The following is a 17,759-nucleotide window of genomic DNA, read 5'->3' as shown; positions in this document are numbered from 1 at the left end:
TTATGGCGCAGTCGAAACTCTATCCAGTCGTGATGGCAGGTGGCTCAGGTAGCCGCTTATGGCCGCTTTCCCGCGTACTTTATCCCAAGCAGTTTTTATGCCTGAAAGGCGATCTCACCATGCTGCAAACCACCATCTGCCGCCTGAACGGCGTGGAGTGCGAAAGCCCGGTGGTGATTTGCAATGAGCAGCACCGCTTTATTGTTGCGGAACAGCTGCGTCAACTGAACAAACTTACCGAGAACATTATTCTCGAACCGGCAGGGCGTAACACTGCACCTGCCATTGCGCTAGCGGCGCTGGCGGCAAAACGTCATAGCCCGGAGAGCGACCCGTTAATGCTGGTATTGGCGGCGGATCATGTGATTGCCGATGAAGACGCGTTCCGCGCCGCCGTGCGTAACGCCATGCCGTATGCTGAAGCAGGCAAACTGGTGACTTTTGGCATTGTGCCGGATCTACCTGAAACCGGATATGGCTATATTCGTCGCGGTGAAGTATCGGCGGGTGAGCAGGATACGGTGGCTTTTGAAGTGGCGCAATTTGTCGAAAAACCGAATCTGGAAACCGCGCAGGCCTACGTGGCAAGCGACGAATATTACTGGAATAGCGGCATGTTCCTGTTCCGCGCCGGACGTTATCTCGAAGAACTGAAAAAATATCGCCCGGATATTCTCGATGCCTGTGAAAAAGCGATGAGCGCCATCGATCCGGATCTCGATTTTATACGGGTGGATGAAGAAGCGTTTCTCGCCTGCCCGGAAGAGTCGGTGGATTACGCGGTCATGGAACGCACGGCAGACGCCGTTGTGGTGCCGATGGATGCGGGCTGGAGCGATGTCGGCTCCTGGTCTTCATTATGGGAGATCAGCGCCCACACCGCCGAGGGCAACGTTTGCCACGGCGATGTGATTAATCACAAAACTGAAAACAGCTACGTGTATGCCGAATCTGGCCTGGTCACCACCGTCGGGGTGAAAGATCTGGTGGTAGTGCAGACCAAAGATGCGGTGCTGATTGCCGACCGTAACGCGGTGCAGGATGTGAAAAAAGTGGTCGAGCAAATCAAAGCCGATGGCCGCCATGAGCATCGGGTACATCGCGAAGTGTATCGCCCGTGGGGCAAATATGACTCTATCGACGCAGGCGACCGCTACCAGGTAAAACGCATCACCGTGAAACCCGGTGAGGGCTTGTCGGTACAGATGCACCATCACCGCGCGGAACACTGGGTGGTTGTCGCGGGAACGGCAAAAGTCACCATTGACGGTGATATCAAACTGCTTGGCGAAAACGAGTCTATTTATATTCCGCTGGGGGCGACGCACTGCCTGGAAAATCCAGGGAAAATTCCGCTCGATTTAATTGAAGTACGCTCCGGCTCTTATCTCGAAGAGGATGATGTGGTGCGCTTCGCGGATCGCTACGGACGGGTGTAAACGCCTTATCCGACCTACGGTTCGGATTTGTAGGCCTGATAAGACGCGGCAGCGTCGCATCAGGCAATGAATGCCGAACCGCGATGTAAATAACGACAAAAACAAAATTGGCCGCTTCGGTCAGGGTCAACTATTGCCTGAAAAAGGGTAACGGCATGAAAAAATTAACCTGCTTTAAAGCCTATGATATTCGCGGAAAATTAGGTGAAGAACTGAATGAAGATATCGCCTGGCGCATTGGTCGTGCCTATGGCGAATTTCTTAAACCGAAAACCATTGTATTAGGCGGTGATGTCCGCCTCACCAGCGAAACCTTAAAACTGGCGCTGGCAAAAGGTTTACAGGATGCGGGCGTCGATGTGCTGGATATCGGCATGTCCGGCACTGAAGAGATCTATTTCGCCACGTTCCATCTCGGCGTGGATGGCGGCATCGAAGTTACCGCCAGCCATAATCCGATGGATTACAACGGTATGAAGCTGGTGCGCGAAGGGGCTCGTCCAATTAGCGGCGATACCGGACTGCGCGACGTCCAGCGTCTGGCAGAAGCCAACGACTTTCCTCCCGTTGATGAAACCAAACGCGGTAGCTATCAGCAAATCCACCTGCACGACGCTTACGTTGATCACCTGTTCGGCTATATCAACGTCAAAAACCTCACGCCGCTCAAGCTGGTAATCAACTCCGGGAACGGCGCGGCGGGGCCGGTGGTGGACGCTATTGAAGCCCGCTTTAAAGCCCTCGGTGCGCCTGTGGAATTGATCAAAGTGCACAACACGCCGGACGGCAATTTCCCCAACGGTATTCCTAATCCTTTGCTGCCGGAATGCCGCGACGACACCCGCAATGCGGTCATCAAACACGGCGCAGATATGGGCATTGCCTTTGATGGCGATTTTGACCGCTGTTTTCTGTTTGACGAAAAAGGGCAGTTTATCGAGGGCTACTACATTGTCGGCCTGCTGGCAGAAGCGTTCCTCGAAAAAAATCCCGGCGCGAAGATCATCCACGATCCGCGTCTTTCCTGGAACACCGTTGATGTGGTGACTTCCGCAGGCGGCACACCGGTGATGTCGAAAACCGGACACGCCTTTATTAAAGAACGTATGCGCAAGGAAGACGCCATCTACGGCGGCGAAATGAGCGCGCACCATTACTTCCGTGATTTCGCTTACTGTGACAGCGGCATGATCCCGTGGCTGCTGGTCGCCGAACTGGTGTGTCTGAAAGGAAAAACGCTGGGCGAACTGGTGCGCGACCGGATGGCGGCATTCCCGGCAAGCGGTGAAATCAACAGCAAACTGGCGCAACCCGTTGAGGCGATTAATCGCGTCGAACAGCATTTTAGCCGCGAGGCGCTGGCGGTGGATCGCACCGATGGCATCAGCATGACCTTTGCCGACTGGCGCTTCAACCTGCGCTCCTCCAACACCGAACCGGTGGTGCGGTTGAATGTGGAATCGCGCGGTGATGTGCCGCTGATGGAAGCGCGAACGCGAACTCTGCTGACGTTGCTGAACGAGTAATGTCATTACTTTCCCCCTCCCCCTGACGCTCTACTGCCTGCGGAGAGAAGAGAGCACGGAACTTTCTTCTCCCCTCGCCCCTTTGGGGAGAGGGCCGGGGTGAGGCGACAATAGAACAGGAACAACGATGACAAATCTAAAAAAGCGCGAGCGAGCGAAAACCAATGCATCGTTAATCTCTATGGTGCAACGCTTTTCAGATATCACCATCATGTTTGCCGGACTATGGCTGGTTTGCGAAGTGAGCGGCCTGTCATTCCTCTACATGCACCTGTTGGTGGCGCTGATTACGCTGGTGGTGTTCCAGATGCTGGGTGGCATCACCGATTTTTATCGCTCATGGCGCGGTGTTCGGGCAGCGACAGAATTTGCCCTGTTGCTACAAAACTGGACCTTAAGCGTGATTTTCAGCGCCGGACTGGTGGCGTTCAATAATGATTTCGACACGCAACTGAAAATCTGGCTGGCGTGGTATGGGCTGACCAGCATCGGACTGGTGGTTTGCCGTTCGTGCATTCGTATTGGTGCGGGCTGGCTGCGTAATCATGGCTATAACAAGCGGATGGTCGCGGTGGCGGGGGATTTAGCTGCCGGACAAATGCTGATGGAGAGTTTCCGTAATCAGCCGTGGTTAGGGTTTGAAGTGGTGGGCGTTTACCACGACCCGAAACCGGGCGGCGTTTCTAACGACTGGGCGGGTAACCTGCAACAGCTGGTCGAGGATGCGAAAGCGGGCAAGATTCATAACGTCTATATCGCGATGCAAATGTGCGACGGCGCGCGAGTGAAAAAACTGGTTCATCAACTGGCGGACACCACCTGTTCGGTGCTGCTGATCCCCGATGTTTTTACCTTCAACATTCTCCATTCCCGTATCGAAGAGATGAACGGCGTACCGGTGGTGCCGCTGTATGACACGCCGCTTTCCGGGGTTAACCGCCTGCTCAAACGTGCGGAAGACATTGTGCTGGCAACGCTGATCTTGCTGCTGATCTCCCCGGTGCTGTGCTGCATTGCGCTGGCGGTGAAACTCAGTTCACCGGGGCCGGTTATTTTCCGCCAGACTCGCTACGGCATGGACGGCAAGCCGATCAAAGTGTGGAAGTTCCGTTCGATGAAAGTGATGGAGAACGACAACGTGGTGACCCAGGCGACGAAGAACGATCCGCGCGTCACCAGGGTGGGGAACTTTCTGCGCCGCACCTCGCTGGATGAATTGCCGCAGTTTATCAATGTGCTGACCGGCGGGATGTCGATTGTGGGTCCGCGTCCGCACGCAGTGGCGCATAACGAACAGTATCGCCAGCTTATTGAAGGCTACATGCTGCGCCATAAAGTGAAACCGGGCATTACCGGTTGGGCGCAGATCAACGGCTGGCGCGGCGAAACCGACACGCTGGAGAAAATGGAAAAACGCGTCGAGTTCGACCTTGAGTACATCCGCGAATGGAGCGTCTGGTTCGATATCAAAATCGTTTTCCTGACGGTATTCAAAGGCTTCGTTAACAAAGCGGCATATTGATATGAGCTTACGTGAAAAAACCATCAGCGGCGCGAAGTGGTCGGCGATTGCCACGGTGATCATCATCGGCCTCGGGCTGGTACAGATGACCGTGCTGGCGCGGATTATCGATAACCACCAGTTCGGCCTGCTTACCGTGTCGCTGGTGATTATCGCGCTGGCAGATACGCTTTCTGACTTCGGTATCGCTAACTCGATTATTCAGCGAAAAGAAATCAGCCACCTTGAACTCACCACGCTGTACTGGCTGAACGTCGGGCTGGGGATTGTAGTGTGCGTGGCAGTGTTTTTGTTGAGTGATCTCATCGGTGACGTGCTGAATAACCCGGATCTGGCACCGTTGATTAAAACATTGTCGCTGGCGTTTGTGGTGATCCCCCACGGGCAACAGTTTCGCGCGTTGATGCAAAAGGAGCTGGAGTTCAACAAAATCGGCATGATCGAAACTAGCGCGGTGCTGGCGGGCTTTACTTTTACGGTGGTTAGCGCCCATTTCTGGCCGCTGGCGATGACCGCGATCCTCGGTTATCTGGTCAATAGTGCGGTGAGAACGCTGCTGTTTGGCTACTTTGGTCGCAAAATTTATCGTCCCGGTCTGCATTTCTCGCTGGCGTCGGTGGCACCGAACTTACGCTTTGGTGCTTGGCTGACGGCGGACAGCATCATCAACTATCTCAATACTAACCTTTCGACGCTGGTGCTGGCGCGTATTCTCGGCGCGGGCGTGGCGGGGGGCTACAACCTGGCCTATAACGTGGCCGTTGTACCGCCGATGAAGCTGAACCCGATCATCACCCGCGTGCTGTTTCCAGCGTTTGCCAAAATTCAGGACGATACCGAAAAGCTGCGCGTGAACTTCTACAAGCTGCTGTCGGTAGTGGGAATTATCAACTTCCCGGCGCTGCTGGGGCTGATGGTAGTGTCGAATAATTTTGTGCCGCTGGTCTTTGGCGAAAAGTGGAACAGCATTATTCCGGTGCTGCAATTGCTGTGTGTGGTGGGGCTGCTGCGTTCGGTGGGTAACCCGATTGGTTCGCTGCTGATGGCGAAAGCGCGGGTGGATATTAGCTTTAAATTCAACGTATTCAAAACTTTTCTGTTTATTCCGGCGATTGTTATCGGTGGGCAGATGGCGGGCGCGATCGGCGTCACGCTCGGCTTCCTGCTGGTGCAGATTATCAACACCATTCTGAGCTACTTCGTGATGATTAAACCGGTGCTCGGTTCCAGCTATCGCCAGTACATCCTGAGTTTGTGGCTACCGTTTTATCTCTCGCTTCCGACGCTGGTGGTCAGTTATGCGCTGGGCGTGCTGCTGAAAGGGCAACTGGCGCTGGGGATGCTGCTGGCGGTGCAAATAGCCGCAGGCGTGCTGGCGTTTGTGGTGATGATTGTGCTGTCGCGCCATCCGCTGGTGGTGGAAGTGAAGCGTCAGTTTTGTCGCAGCGAAAAAATGAAAATGCTTTTACGGGTGGGGTGAATGGTTGTTTTAGGCTCCGGCAATAAAAACAACAACATAACCTCACCTGGCATCAAATTTATGAGGAAAAAATGAAATTACTTATTCTGGGCAACCACACTTGCGGCAATCGTGGCGACAGTGCCATCCTGCGCGGCTTACTTGATGCCATCAACATCCTCAATCCACACGCCGAAGTGGACGTGATGAGCCGCTATCCGGTCAGTTCTTCCTGGCTGCTCAACCGCCCGGTAATGGGCGATCCGCTGTTCCTGCAAATGAAACAACACAACAGCGCGGCGGGCGTTGTCGGGCGCGTTAAAAAAGTCCTCCGTCGCCGCTATCAGCACCAGGTATTGCTCTCACGCGTCACCGACACTGGCAAGCTGCGCAATATCGCCATCGCCCAGGGATTCACCGACTTCGTGCGCCTGCTCTCAGGTTACGACGCCATTATCCAGGTCGGCGGATCGTTTTTTGTCGATCTCTATGGCGTGCCGCAGTTTGAACATGCACTTTGCACGTTTATGGCGAAAAAGCCGCTGTTTATGATTGGTCACAGCGTCGGTCCCTTCCAGGATGAGCAATTTAACCAACTGGCGAACTACGTTTTTGGTCACTGTGACGCGCTGATCCTGCGCGAATCGGTCAGCCTTGATCTGATGAAACGCAGCAATATCACCACTGCAAAAGTGGAACATGGCGTCGATACCGCGTGGCTGGTCGATCACCACATTGAAGACTTCACCGCCAGCTATGCTGTTCAACACTGGCTGGATGTTGCCGCACAACAGAAAGCGGTGGCAATTACCCTGCGCGAACTGGCACCGTTCGACAAACGTCTCGGCACCACCCAACAAGCGTATGAAAAAGCCTTTGCCGGGGTGGTCAATCGCATTCTCGACGAAGGCTATCAGGTCATTGCGCTCTCCACCTGTACGGGCATCGACAGCTATAACAAAGACGACCGCATGGTGGCGCTCAACCTGCGCCAGCACATCAGCGATCCTGCCCGTTATCACGTAGTGATGGATGAACTTAACGATCTGGAAATGGGCAAAATTCTGGGGGCCTGTGAACTCACCGTCGGTACGCGCCTGCACTCCGCCATTATCTCAATGAACTTTGCCACTCCGGCGATTGCCATCAACTATGAACATAAATCCGCCGGGATTATGCAGCAGCTGGGACTGCCAGAGATGGCGATTGATATCCGTCATTTATTAGACGGCAGCCTGCAAACGATGGTTGCGGATACCTTAGGCCAACTTCCGGCGCTGAACGCACGACTTAATGAAGCTGTCAGTCGTGAGCGTCATACAGGAATGCAGATGGTGCAATCTGTGCTTGAACGCATCGGGGAGGTGAAATGAAGGTCGGCTTCTTTTTACTGAAATTTCCGCTGTCGTCGGAAACCTTCGTCCTCAATCAAATTACCGCGTTTATTGATATGGGATTTGAGGTGGAGATTCTCGCGCTGCAAAAAGGCGACACCCAGAACACCCACGCGGCATGGACGAAATACAACCTTGCCGCCAGAACCCGCTGGTTACAGGACGAACCTACGGGCAAAGTGGCGAAACTGCGCCACCGCGCCAGCCAGACGTTACGCGGCATTCATCGTAAAAATACCTGGCAGGCGCTTAACCTCAAACGCTATGGCGCAGAGTCGCGGAACCTGATTTTGTCTGCCATTTGCGGCCAGGTCGCAACACCGTTTCATGCCGATGTGTTCATCGCTCATTTTGGCCCTGCGGGGGTAACCGCAGCAAAACTACGCGAACTGGGGGTCATTCGCGGCAAAATCGCTACCATTTTCCATGGTATTGATATCTCCAGTCGGGAAGTGCTCAATCATTACACTCCCGAATATCAACAACTGTTTCGCCGTGGCGACCTGATGTTGCCAATAAGCGATCTGTGGGCAGGGAGATTGCAAAAGATGGGCTGCCCGACGGAAAAAATCGCTGTATCGCGCATGGGGGTGGACATGACGCGTTTTAGCCCGCGTCCGGTGAAAGCGCCCGCAACGCCGCTGGAAATCATATCTGTCGCACGCTTAACCGAGAAAAAAGGCCTGCATGTGGCGATTGAAGCCTGCCGTCAGTTGAAAGAGCAGGGCGTGGCATTTCGCTATCGCATTCTCGGCATTGGCCCGTGGGAACGACGCCTGCGCACGCTCATCGAACAATATCAACTGGAAGATGTGGTAGAGATGCCTGGCTTTAAACCGAGCCATGAAGTGAAAGAGATGCTCGATGACGCGGATGTCTTCCTGTTGCCATCGGTAACGGGCGCGGATGGTGATATGGAAGGTATTCCGGTGGCACTAATGGAAGCGATGGCGGTCGGTATTCCGGTGGTTTCCACTCTGCATAGCGGAATACCGGAACTGGTGGAGGCCGATAAATCCGGCTGGCTGGTGCCTGAGAACGATGCTCGCGCACTGGCGCAACGACTGGCGGCGTTTAGCCAACTGGACACCGACGAACTGGCTCCGGTTGTCAAACGTGCGCGCGAAAAAGTCGAACACGATTTTAACCAGCAGGTGATTAATCGAGAACTCGCCAGCTTGCTGCAGGCTTTATAGAGGAGAACGCATGCCATTTAAAAAACTCTCCCGACGCACCTTCCTGACGGCAAGCTCGGCGCTTGCCTTCCTCCATACCCCTTTCGCCCGTGCACTTCCCGCCCGAACAAGCGTTAACATTAACGATTATAATCCACACGACTGGATCGCCTCATTTAAACAAGCCTTCAGCGAAGGGCAAACGGTCGTCGTGCCTGCTGGATTCGTTTGTGACAATATCAACACCGGCATCTTCATTCCTCCTGGCAAAACGTTACACATCCTTGGAAGCCTGCGCGGCAACGGCAGAGGGCGATTTGTCTTACAGGACGGCAGCCAGGTGACAGGGGAGGAGGGCGGCAGTATGCATAACATCACCCTGGATGTGCGTGGTTCTGACTGCACCATCAAAGGGCTGGCGATGAGCGGCTTTGGTCCGGTAACGCAGATTTATATCGGCGGCAAAAACAAACGGGTCATGCGCAACCTGACCATCGATAACCTCACTGTCAGCCACGCTAATTACGCCATCTTACGCCAGGGATTTCATAACCAGATAATCGGTGCCAACATCACCAATTGTAAGTTCAGCGACTTACAAGGCGACGCCATTGAATGGAACGTGGCGATTAACGACCGTGATATTTTGATATCCGACCACATCATCGAGCGCATTAACTGTACCAACGGCAAAATCAACTGGGGCATCGGCATAGGCCTTGCGGGAAGCACTTACGATAATAATTACCCAGAAGATCAGGCAGTGAAAAACTTTGTCGTGGCGAATATTACAGGATCGGATTGTCGACAGCTGATTCATGTTGAAAATGGTAAACATTTCATTATCCGTAATATCAAAGCGCGCAATATTACGCCTGATTTCAGCAAGAAAGCCGGTATTGATAACGCCACTGTAGCGATATATGGATGTGATAACTTTGTTATTGACAATATAGAAATGGTTAATAGTGCCGGGATGTTAATCGGCTACGGCGTCATTAAAGGCAGGTATCTCTCCATACCGCAAAACTTCAGACTGAATAATATTCACCTTGATAATACTGACCTTGCCAGGAAATTGCGCGGGATACAAATTTCAGCAGGTAACGCTGTCTCCTTTGTTGCACTGACCAATATTGAGATGAAACGTGCTTCTCTGGAGCTACACAACAAACCGCAGCACCTTTTTATGCGTAATATCAATGTGATGCAAGAATCTTCGGTTGGCCCGGCATTGACCATGAACTTTGACTTGCGTAAGGATGTCCGTGGGACATTTATGGCAAAGAACGAGACGCTACTGTCACTGGTAAATGTTCATGCGGTGAATGAAAAAGGACAAAGCTCTGTCGATATCGACAGGATTAATCACCATATCGTTAATGTGGAAAAGATAAACTTCAGGCTACCGAAACGGGAACGATAGATTTGCGACCATTCCTGGAAAAATGGCACCATACTTAAGAATAACGCTACTGCAATCCTGGACAAAGCGGCGTAACATCGGAAGGAAATCAGTAATCAATTCAGGGTAATTGATGCTGGCGAAAAAAATCGAACAAGCTATAATTCAGCAACCATTTTACAGGTGGATGAAATAATGACGAATTTAAAAGCAGTTATTCCTGTAGCGGGTCTTGGGATGCATATGTTGCCTGCCACTAAGGCGATTCCTAAAGAGATGCTACCCATCGTCGATAAGCCAATGATTCAGTACATTGTTGACGAGATTGTGGCTGCAGGAATCAAAGAAATCCTCCTGGTAACTCATGCGTCTAAAAACGCGGTCGAAAACCACTTCGACACCTCTTATGAATTAGAATCTCTCCTTGAGCTGCGCGTGAAGCGACAGCTGCTGGCAGAAGTGCAGTCCATCTGCCCACCGGGTGTGACCATTATGAACGTGCGTCAGGGCGAACCATTAGGTTTAGGCCACTCCATTTTGTGTGCCCGGCCGGCTATTGGTGATAATCCATTTGTCGTCGTACTACCCGATGTGGTTATTGATGATGCCAGCGCCGATCCGTTGCGTTACAACCTTGCAGCAATGATTGCGCGCTTCAATGAAACTGGTCGCAGTCAGGTATTGGCAAAACGTATGCCGGGTGACCTCTCTGAATACTCCGTCATCCAGACTAAAGAGCCGCTGGATCGCGAAGGTAAAGTCAGCCGCATCGTTGAATTTATCGAAAAACCCGATCAGCCGCAGACGCTGGACTCAGACATTATGGCCGTAGGTCGTTATGTGCTTTCTGCCGATATTTGGCCGGAACTGGAGCGCACTCAGCCAGGTGCATGGGGACGTATTCAGCTAACAGATGCCATTGCTGAACTGGCGAAAAAACAGTCCGTTGACGCAATGCTGATGACTGGTGACAGTTACGATTGTGGTAAGAAAATGGGCTATATGCAGGCGTTTGTAAAATATGGGCTGCGCAACCTGAAAGAAGGGGCGAAGTTCCGCAAAGGCATTGAGAAGTTGTTAAGCGAATAACGAAAATCTGACAGGAAGTGTCGGTCAGTAAGAAATTAAAAACGGCAGTGAAGATTCATAGCATAAGTTTTGCGCATTGAATTTTCCTGCCGTTGTTTTTTATGAATTTCAATAATAACAATGAGTTAGCAAGCAGCTTCGCGTCAAACTTTTCCAGGATTTTCCTTGTTTCTATGGCTGTTTGGTAAGACAATTAGCGTTTGAATTTTTCGGATTTGGCACGAGCGAGTTAGGTTCGTCATATCGTAGTCATGCACGCAGTGCTCTGGTAGCTGTTAAGCCAGGGGCGGTAGCGTGCACTAATGCCTCTATTAATCAATTCTGGAGCAGTCTATTTCACAGCATGCTCTATAGCTATATGGAATAAAAAAGTGAAGATACTTGTAACTGGTGGCGCAGGGTTTATTGGCTCTGCTGTAGTTCGTCACATTATAAATAATACGCAGGACAGTGTTGTTAATGTCGATAAATTGACTTACGCCGGAAACCTGGAATCGCTCGCTGAAGTTTCTGATTCTGAACGTTATTCATTTGAGCATGCAGATATCTGCGATGCCGTAGCTATGGCGCGTATTTTCGCACAGCACCAGCCAGACGCGGTGATGCACCTGGCGGCAGAGAGCCACGTTGACCGTTCAATAACTGGCCCTGCGGCATTTATTGAAACCAATATTGTGGGTACTTATGTTCTTTTAGAAGCAGCGCGCAATTACTGGTCTGCTCTGAATGATGAAAAGAAAAAAAGTTTCCGCTTTCATCATATTTCTACTGATGAAGTGTATGGTGATTTACCCCATCCGGATGAAGTAAATAATAACGAAGCGTTACCGCTATTTACGGAAACGACAGCCTACGCGCCAAGTAGCCCGTATTCTGCTTCTAAAGCTTCCAGCGATCATTTGGTACGCGCATGGAAGCGAACTTATGGTTTACCGACCATTGTGACTAATTGCTCTAACAATTATGGTCCTTATCATTTCCCGGAAAAACTTATTCCATTGGTTATTCTGAATGCTCTGGAAGGTAAGGCATTACCTATTTATGGCAAAGGGGATCAAATTCGCGACTGGTTGTATGTAGAGGATCATGCTCGTGCGTTATATACCGTCGTAACCGAAGGTAAAGCGGGTGAAACGTATAACATTGGTGGACACAACGAAAAGAAAAACATCGATGTAGTGCTCACAATTTGTGATTTGCTGGATGAGATTGTACCGAAAGAGAAATCTTATCGTGAGCAAATTACTTATGTTGCCGATCGCCCAGGGCATGATCGCCGTTATGCAATTGATGCCGATAAAATTAGCCGCGAATTGGGCTGGAAACCGCAAGAAACGTTTGAGAGCGGTATTCGTAAAACGGTGGAATGGTATCTGGCTAATACAAATTGGGTTGAGAATGTGAAAAGCGGTGCTTATCAGTCGTGGATTGAACAAAACTATGAGGGCCGCCAGTAATGAATATCCTGCTTTTCGGCAAAACAGGGCAGGTGGGTTGGGAACTGCAACGTGCTCTGGCACCGCTAGGTAATCTGATTGCTCTTGATGTTCACTCCACTGATTATTGTGGCGATTTCAGCAACCCCGAAGGTGTGGCTGAAACTGTCAAAAAAATTCGCCCTGATATTATTGTTAATGCGGCTGCTCACACTGCAGTAGACAAAGCGGAATCAGAACCGGATTTCGCACAATTACTTAACGCGACAAGCGTCGAAGCGATTGCAAAAGCCGCTAATGAAGTCGGAGCCTGGGTAATTCATTACTCAACTGACTATGTCTTCCCTGGAACTGGTGACATGCCATGGCTGGAGACTGATGCAACAGCACCGCTAAATGTCTACGGTGAAACCAAGCTAGCTGGGGAAAAAGCGTTACAAGAACATTGCGCAAAGCATCTTATTTTCCGTACCAGCTGGGTATACGCTGGTAAAGGAAATAACTTTGCCAAAACGATGTTGCGCCTGGCAAAAGAACGCGAAGAGTTGGCTGTGATAAACGATCAATTTGGCGCACCAACAGGTGCTGAATTGCTGGCTGATTGCACCGCTCATGCCATTCGCGTGGCAGTAAACAAACCAGAAGTTGCTGGTTTGTACCATCTGGTTGCTGGCGGTACAACAACCTGGCACGATTATGCTGCTCTGGTATTTGAAGAAGCGCGCAAAGCAGGGATCAACCTTGCTCTTAACAAACTCAACGCCGTGCCAACAACGGCCTATCCCACACCAGCCCGTCGTCCCCATAACTCTCGCCTCAATACAGAAAAGTTTCAGCAGAACTTTGCGCTTGTCTTGCCTGACTGGCAGGTGGGCGTGAAACGTATGCTCAACGAATTATTTACGACTACGGCAATTTAACAAATTTTTGCATCTCGCTCATGATGCCAGAGCGGGATGAATTAAAAGGAATGGTGAAATGAAAACGCGTAAAGGTATTATTCTGGCTGGTGGTTCCGGTACTCGTCTTTATCCTGTGACGATGGCAGTCAGTAAACAACTGCTGCCGATTTATGATAAACCGATGATTTATTATCCGCTTTCAACGCTTATGTTAGCGGGTATTCGCGATATTCTTATTATCAGTACGCCACAGGATACACCACGTTTTGAGCAATTACTTGGCAACGGTAGCCAGTGGGGACTTAATCTTCAGTATAAAGTACAACCCAGTCCAGATGGTCTGGCACAAGCGTTTATCATTGGTGAAGATTTTATTGGTGGCGATGATTGTGCACTGGTGCTTGGTGATAATATCTTCTATGGGCACGACTTGCCGAAATTAATGGAAGCTGCTGTTAACAAAGAAAGCGGTGCAACGGTATTTGCTTATCACGTTAATGATCCTGAACGCTATGGTGTCGTGGAGTTTGATAAGAACGGAACAGCCATTAGCCTTGAAGAAAAACCGTTAGAGCCAAAAAGTAACTATGCGGTTACTGGGCTTTATTTCTATGACAATGACGTTGTAGAAATGGCGAAAAACCTTAAGCCTTCTGCCCGTGGTGAACTGGAAATTACCGATATTAACCGTATCTATATGGAACAGGGGCGTTTATCTGTTGCCATGATGGGACGTGGTTACGCATGGCTGGACACGGGGACACATCAAAGTCTTATTGAAGCAAGTAACTTCATTGCAACAATTGAAGAGCGTCAGGGATTAAAGGTATCTTGCCCGGAAGAGATTGCATATCGTAAAGGATTTATTGATGCAGAGCAGGTGAAGATATTGGCCGAGCCGCTAAAGAAAAATGCTTATGGTCAATATCTGCTGAAAATGATTAAAGGTTATTAATAAAATGAACGTAATTGAAACTGAAATTCCTGATGTGCTAATTTTTGAACCTAAAGTATTTGGTGATGAACGTGGTTTCTTTTTTGAGAGCTTTAACCAAAAAGTATTTGAAGAAGCTGTAGGGCGGAAGGTTGAATTTGTTCAGGATAACCATTCTAAATCCAGCAAAGGCGTATTACGCGGGCTTCATTACCAGCTAGAACCTTATGCCCAAGGAAAACTGGTACGCTGTGTTGTCGGTGAAGTTTTTGATGTTGCGGTTGATATTCGCAAATCGTCACCTACGTTTGGCAAGTGGGTTGGTGTGAATTTATCTGCTGAGAATAAGCGCCAGTTGTGGATCCCTGAGGGGTTTGCTCATGGGTTTTATTCAAAAGAAGAAGGAACAGAAATATTGTATAAAACAAATAATTTTTACTCAAAAAATCATGAGAGATGTATTATGTGGAATGATGTTGTATTAAACATAGATTGGCAATTAGATAACGAACCTCTTTTGTCACCAAAGGATTGTTTGGGTACTCCATTTATAAAAATTGATTATTAATAAAAGACATTAATAATGAGCATTAAAATAAATAGTTTAATAAATTTGGCTGGATATGCAATCCCAACTTTATTGTCAATACCTGCGATGGGTTATTTGGCAAGGGCTTTGGGAATAACAGACTTTGGCTTTTTTTTAATGTTTTTTACAATAGTAGGATACGCTAGCATATTTGACCTTGGGCTTTCGCGAGCAGTTGTGCGCGAGATATCGTTAAATAAAAATGATATAAAAGCAACTAGTCAAGTAATCACAACATCAGTATTTTTAACTATATTTATTGGGATTGTTGTTTCCGTTATTTTCTATTACAGTGATCATAAAATAGCATCCTTAATTAGTGGACCTGAACAAACTGAGAATGTAGCATACGCTATAGGTGTTTTATCTTATTGTCTACCGTTCTACCTTCTGAATTTGGTTTGTTGGGGGATATTAGAGGGATATGAAAAATTCAAATTATTAAATATACAAAAAACAATCACAGGTATTTTAACTGCAATACTACCTATTATTCTTATTCATGAAAATATTAGTTTGCTTAATGCTACTTGGGGGCTGGTCATTGCGAGAATAACTGGAGCTCTTTTAAGTGTGTTATTTGTTTTTAGAAATAACAAAGTCACAATGGATCTTAGTTTAAATAAGACAAAAGCACTATTAAGTTTTGGCGGATGGGCAAGTATTAGTAGTATAATTAACCCATTGCTTACAAATATTGACCGGTTTATATTGTCAAATGCAGTTGGTCCTGCTAAAGCATCGTTATATATTGCCCCTGCAGATGCGATATCAAAGTTACTTATATTGCCAACAACAATCGCAAGGACAATTTTTCCTGCACTATGTAAGAATAATACAAAAGGTGAGAGAAAAAAAATAATAAAAGAGGCTACACTATTAATTGGTGTAAGTAGCATAATTATAGCTATTATATTTTCTTTTAAAGCTGGTGATATCATAACTTTATGGCTTGGGAAACAATATAGCACAGAGAGTCCTTATATATTTCAAATATTATTGATAGGTTTTGTATTCAATTCTTTTGCTCAGGTTCCGTTTGCTCAAATCCAATCGAAAGGATATGCAAAAATTACGGGGGTCATTCATCTTATTGAATGTATTCCATACCTGCTAGTTTTATATTTCTCGATTATGTATTTTTCTGTTGCCGGTGTTGCTTATGCTTGGAGCGCAAGAGTTACCGTCGATTATTTTATTTTAATGCTTATTTCGTTGAGGCTGGAAAAGAAAAAATGAAAATCCCGGTATTAGTGACTTCTTGTATCTCACCTAATGCTCCGCTTACAAATCTTTCTGATGAAAATGCAAGATTATCACTTACATTGAAGGCGATAAGGGAGTTGTCAAAAAATGCAGATTCACTCGTAATATGTGATGGTAGTGATTATGATCTAACTAAAGATATCTATAATGATAAAGAAATAATTAATAAGGATTCAATCGAAATATTACATTTTAAAAACGATGTGGAGAGTGTTAAATCTTATGGCAAAGGTTACGGAGAAGGTGAGATAGTTGAATATGCATTAATGAATAGCCACTATTTATCTGGGGCAGAACATTTCGCAAAAATCACCTCAAAACTATATGTTGATAATTATAGGCAATGCATAAAAGCGTTCAATGGAAAGGCTTTTTTTATTCCAGTGCCTTTTTTGAAGGAGAATATGATTGACACAAGGTTTTATGTGGTGAATAAAAAATTATATCATGACTTCTTTGCTGATTCTTATAAAAATGTTCGAGACCTTGATGGGGTTTATTTAGAACATGTTTTTTTTGAACAGATTGAAAAAAATAAATTAACAGGAGTTATTGGAACAATAATACCAAAAATAAGAGGTTTTTCTGGCACATTTAATATCGAGTATTGTACTGATAGTAAAGTTAAGAGCTTGATTAAAGAATTAAGGTTGAAATATATTGCTATGAAAAATAAGTGAGTAGAGATGAATAGCTTAAGGATCACTATAATAACATCAACGTACAATTGTGGATATGATTTTTGCAAGACAGCGGAATCTATTAAAAATCAAACTTATGATAATATCCAATGGATTGTAATTGATGGTAACTCTAATAAGTCAACACTAAAGCATATACAAAAATATACCGACATCATCGATTATTTTTTATGCGAGTCTGATCAAGGTATATACGACGCTTGGAATAAAGCTCTACCTCACATAACGGGCGATTGGGTTATTTTTATGGGTGCCGGCGATACCTTTTATGAAAATAATACGCTTATAAAAATAATCAATGCTATGCGTGAAAATGAGAATGCAACAACTATATATGGTGATGTGTATTTTGGTGAAAAAGATAACATAGTTGGGATTTATGGGGAAATAAAGAAAAAATGGGAATGTGGTCGACCCGCGCTCCCTCCTCATCAGGGGACTTTTCAGCACTCAAGTCTTTTTAAAGATAATGTTAATTGCTTTGATACAAAATTAAAAATAGCGGCTGATAGTGATTTTTTGATACGAACAATTGATCCGGATAAAATACATTATGTTAATTTTCCTGTATCAATTATGGATGCTTCCGGTATAAGTTCAAATGAGTCTAATAAAGAATTGGTTAAGGAGGAAATCGCATATATTCTTGCTAAAAATAAAATTTCCATGCCTCTATCATACAAGGTGAAATTTATTTTTTATAATATCTTGCAGGATTTATTTAAAAAAATTGTTCCACAAAAATTATATCAGAAAACAAAATCAATTAAGCGCAAATTATTCGGTCTAAGATAGGGGGGGGTGTGGTCATAATTTATTGTTTAAATATTACAATAGCTATAGTATTAGATTTCTCTTTTTCTTTATTAGCTACGAAAACACTGAGGCTTAACATTGCCATTACATTTACAATTTATGCGAG

General features: G+C 47.2%; 15 protein-coding genes. All 15 read left to right on the top strand.

Features of this window, described 5'->3' with window-relative positions:
• The first annotated feature begins 2 nt into the window (after window positions 1-2).
• The 15 genes from cpsB to A7Z06_RS19400 all read left to right on the top strand — a co-directional run bounded on the left by cpsB (window position 3) and on the right by A7Z06_RS19400 (window position 17,632).
• Window positions 3-1,439 (top strand): mannose-1-phosphate guanyltransferase, encoded by a 1,437-nt coding sequence (cpsB, locus tag A7Z06_RS19470; RefSeq protein ID WP_000079275.1) that lies wholly within the window; start codon window positions 3-5, stop codon window positions 1,437-1,439.
• A 155-nt stretch (window positions 1,440-1,594) separates the two neighbouring features.
• Entirely contained in the window at window positions 1,595-2,965 is a 1,371-nt protein-coding gene (gene cpsG, locus A7Z06_RS19465; RefSeq protein WP_010347103.1) for a colanic acid biosynthesis phosphomannomutase CpsG, read from the top strand.
• Window positions 2,966-3,092: 127 nt separating this feature from the next.
• On the top strand, window positions 3,093-4,487 hold the full coding sequence (gene wcaJ / locus A7Z06_RS19460; protein ID WP_000183121.1) for an undecaprenyl-phosphate glucose phosphotransferase: 1,395 nt from the start codon (window positions 3,093-3,095) through the stop codon (window positions 4,485-4,487).
• Window position 4,488: 1 nt separating this feature from the next.
• Window positions 4,489-5,967 (top strand): colanic acid undecaprenyl disphosphate flippase WzxC, encoded by a 1,479-nt coding sequence (wzxC, locus tag A7Z06_RS19455; RefSeq protein ID WP_105279544.1) that lies wholly within the window; start codon window positions 4,489-4,491, stop codon window positions 5,965-5,967.
• 71 nt (window positions 5,968-6,038) lie between these two features.
• Window positions 6,039-7,319 carry a colanic acid biosynthesis pyruvyl transferase WcaK gene (wcaK, locus tag A7Z06_RS19450; RefSeq protein ID WP_000770785.1) on the top strand — a complete coding sequence of 427 codons (1,281 nt, stop codon included), beginning with the start codon at window positions 6,039-6,041 and terminating at the stop codon, window positions 7,317-7,319.
• Window positions 7,316-8,536, top strand: a complete 1,221-nt coding sequence (wcaL, locus tag A7Z06_RS19445) for a colanic acid biosynthesis glycosyltransferase WcaL (protein WP_000862590.1) — start codon at window positions 7,316-7,318, stop codon at window positions 8,534-8,536. The genes wcaK and wcaL overlap by 4 nt, the downstream gene beginning before the upstream one ends.
• Before the next feature lie 10 nt (window positions 8,537-8,546).
• The gene (gene wcaM / locus A7Z06_RS19440; RefSeq protein WP_001116044.1) at window positions 8,547-9,941 is read left to right on the top strand and encodes a colanic acid biosynthesis protein WcaM; all 1,395 of its coding nucleotides are present in this window, start codon (window positions 8,547-8,549) and stop codon (window positions 9,939-9,941) included.
• Window positions 9,942-10,115: 174 nt separating this feature from the next.
• Window positions 10,116-11,009: a UTP--glucose-1-phosphate uridylyltransferase GalF gene (galF, locus tag A7Z06_RS19435; protein WP_000183032.1), complete on the top strand. Its 894-nt coding sequence runs from the start codon at window positions 10,116-10,118 to the stop codon at window positions 11,007-11,009.
• A 371-nt stretch (window positions 11,010-11,380) separates the two neighbouring features.
• Window positions 11,381-12,466 (top strand): dTDP-glucose 4,6-dehydratase, encoded by a 1,086-nt coding sequence (gene rfbB, locus A7Z06_RS19430; protein WP_000699455.1) that lies wholly within the window; start codon window positions 11,381-11,383, stop codon window positions 12,464-12,466.
• Window positions 12,466-13,365, top strand: coding sequence for a dTDP-4-dehydrorhamnose reductase (rfbD, locus tag A7Z06_RS19425; protein WP_001023612.1), 900 nt, complete (start codon window positions 12,466-12,468; stop codon window positions 13,363-13,365). Before rfbB ends, rfbD begins: the two co-directional genes overlap by 1 nt.
• Before the next feature lie 58 nt (window positions 13,366-13,423).
• Window positions 13,424-14,302 (top strand): glucose-1-phosphate thymidylyltransferase RfbA, encoded by an 879-nt coding sequence (gene rfbA / locus A7Z06_RS19420; RefSeq protein ID WP_000857499.1) that lies wholly within the window; start codon window positions 13,424-13,426, stop codon window positions 14,300-14,302.
• Window positions 14,303-14,306: 4 nt separating this feature from the next.
• Window positions 14,307-14,849, top strand: coding sequence for a dTDP-4-dehydrorhamnose 3,5-epimerase (gene rfbC, locus A7Z06_RS19415; protein ID WP_001100714.1), 543 nt, complete (start codon window positions 14,307-14,309; stop codon window positions 14,847-14,849).
• Window positions 14,850-14,864: 15 nt separating this feature from the next.
• Window positions 14,865-16,109: a flippase gene (locus tag A7Z06_RS19410; protein ID WP_000023341.1), complete on the top strand. Its 1,245-nt coding sequence runs from the start codon at window positions 14,865-14,867 to the stop codon at window positions 16,107-16,109.
• Window positions 16,106-16,816 carry a hypothetical protein gene (locus tag A7Z06_RS19405; protein ID WP_000701379.1) on the top strand — a complete coding sequence of 237 codons (711 nt, stop codon included), beginning with the start codon at window positions 16,106-16,108 and terminating at the stop codon, window positions 16,814-16,816. The genes A7Z06_RS19410 and A7Z06_RS19405 overlap by 4 nt, the downstream gene beginning before the upstream one ends.
• A gap of 6 nt (window positions 16,817-16,822) precedes the next feature.
• Window positions 16,823-17,632: a glycosyltransferase family 2 protein gene (locus tag A7Z06_RS19400; protein WP_001087210.1), complete on the top strand. Its 810-nt coding sequence runs from the start codon at window positions 16,823-16,825 to the stop codon at window positions 17,630-17,632.
• The last annotated feature ends 127 nt before the right edge of the window (window positions 17,633-17,759 follow it).

Source organism: Escherichia sp. MOD1-EC6819 (assembly GCF_002965765.1).
In the GTDB taxonomy this organism is placed as follows: Bacteria; Pseudomonadota; Gammaproteobacteria; order Enterobacterales; family Enterobacteriaceae; genus Escherichia; species Escherichia ruysiae.
This window is presented reverse-complemented; position numbering and strand designations above follow the sequence as displayed.

Excerpts from the sequence above, each read along its gene's own strand:
- wcaM (WP_001116044.1), top strand. The coding sequence starts at position 8,547 with ATGCCATTTAAAAAACTCTCCCGACGCACCTTCCTGACGGCAAGCTCG.
- cpsG (WP_010347103.1), top strand. The coding sequence starts at position 1,595 with ATGAAAAAATTAACCTGCTTTAAAGCCTATGATATTCGCGGAAAATTA.
- A7Z06_RS19405 (WP_000701379.1), top strand. The coding sequence starts at position 16,106 with ATGAAAATCCCGGTATTAGTGACTTCTTGTATCTCACCTAATGCTCCG.
- rfbA (WP_000857499.1), top strand. The coding sequence starts at position 13,424 with ATGAAAACGCGTAAAGGTATTATTCTGGCTGGTGGTTCCGGTACTCGT.
- wcaJ (WP_000183121.1), top strand. The coding sequence starts at position 3,093 with ATGACAAATCTAAAAAAGCGCGAGCGAGCGAAAACCAATGCATCGTTA.
- rfbC (WP_001100714.1), top strand. The coding sequence starts at position 14,307 with ATGAACGTAATTGAAACTGAAATTCCTGATGTGCTAATTTTTGAACCT.
- wzxC (WP_105279544.1), top strand. The coding sequence starts at position 4,489 with ATGAGCTTACGTGAAAAAACCATCAGCGGCGCGAAGTGGTCGGCGATT.
- galF (WP_000183032.1), top strand. The coding sequence starts at position 10,116 with ATGACGAATTTAAAAGCAGTTATTCCTGTAGCGGGTCTTGGGATGCAT.
- wcaL (WP_000862590.1), top strand. The coding sequence starts at position 7,316 with ATGAAGGTCGGCTTCTTTTTACTGAAATTTCCGCTGTCGTCGGAAACC.
- wcaK (WP_000770785.1), top strand. The coding sequence starts at position 6,039 with ATGAAATTACTTATTCTGGGCAACCACACTTGCGGCAATCGTGGCGAC.
- A7Z06_RS19410 (WP_000023341.1), top strand. The coding sequence starts at position 14,865 with ATGAGCATTAAAATAAATAGTTTAATAAATTTGGCTGGATATGCAATC.
- A7Z06_RS19400 (WP_001087210.1), top strand. The coding sequence starts at position 16,823 with ATGAATAGCTTAAGGATCACTATAATAACATCAACGTACAATTGTGGA.
- rfbD (WP_001023612.1), top strand. The coding sequence starts at position 12,466 with ATGAATATCCTGCTTTTCGGCAAAACAGGGCAGGTGGGTTGGGAACTG.
- cpsB (WP_000079275.1), top strand. The coding sequence starts at position 3 with ATGGCGCAGTCGAAACTCTATCCAGTCGTGATGGCAGGTGGCTCAGGT.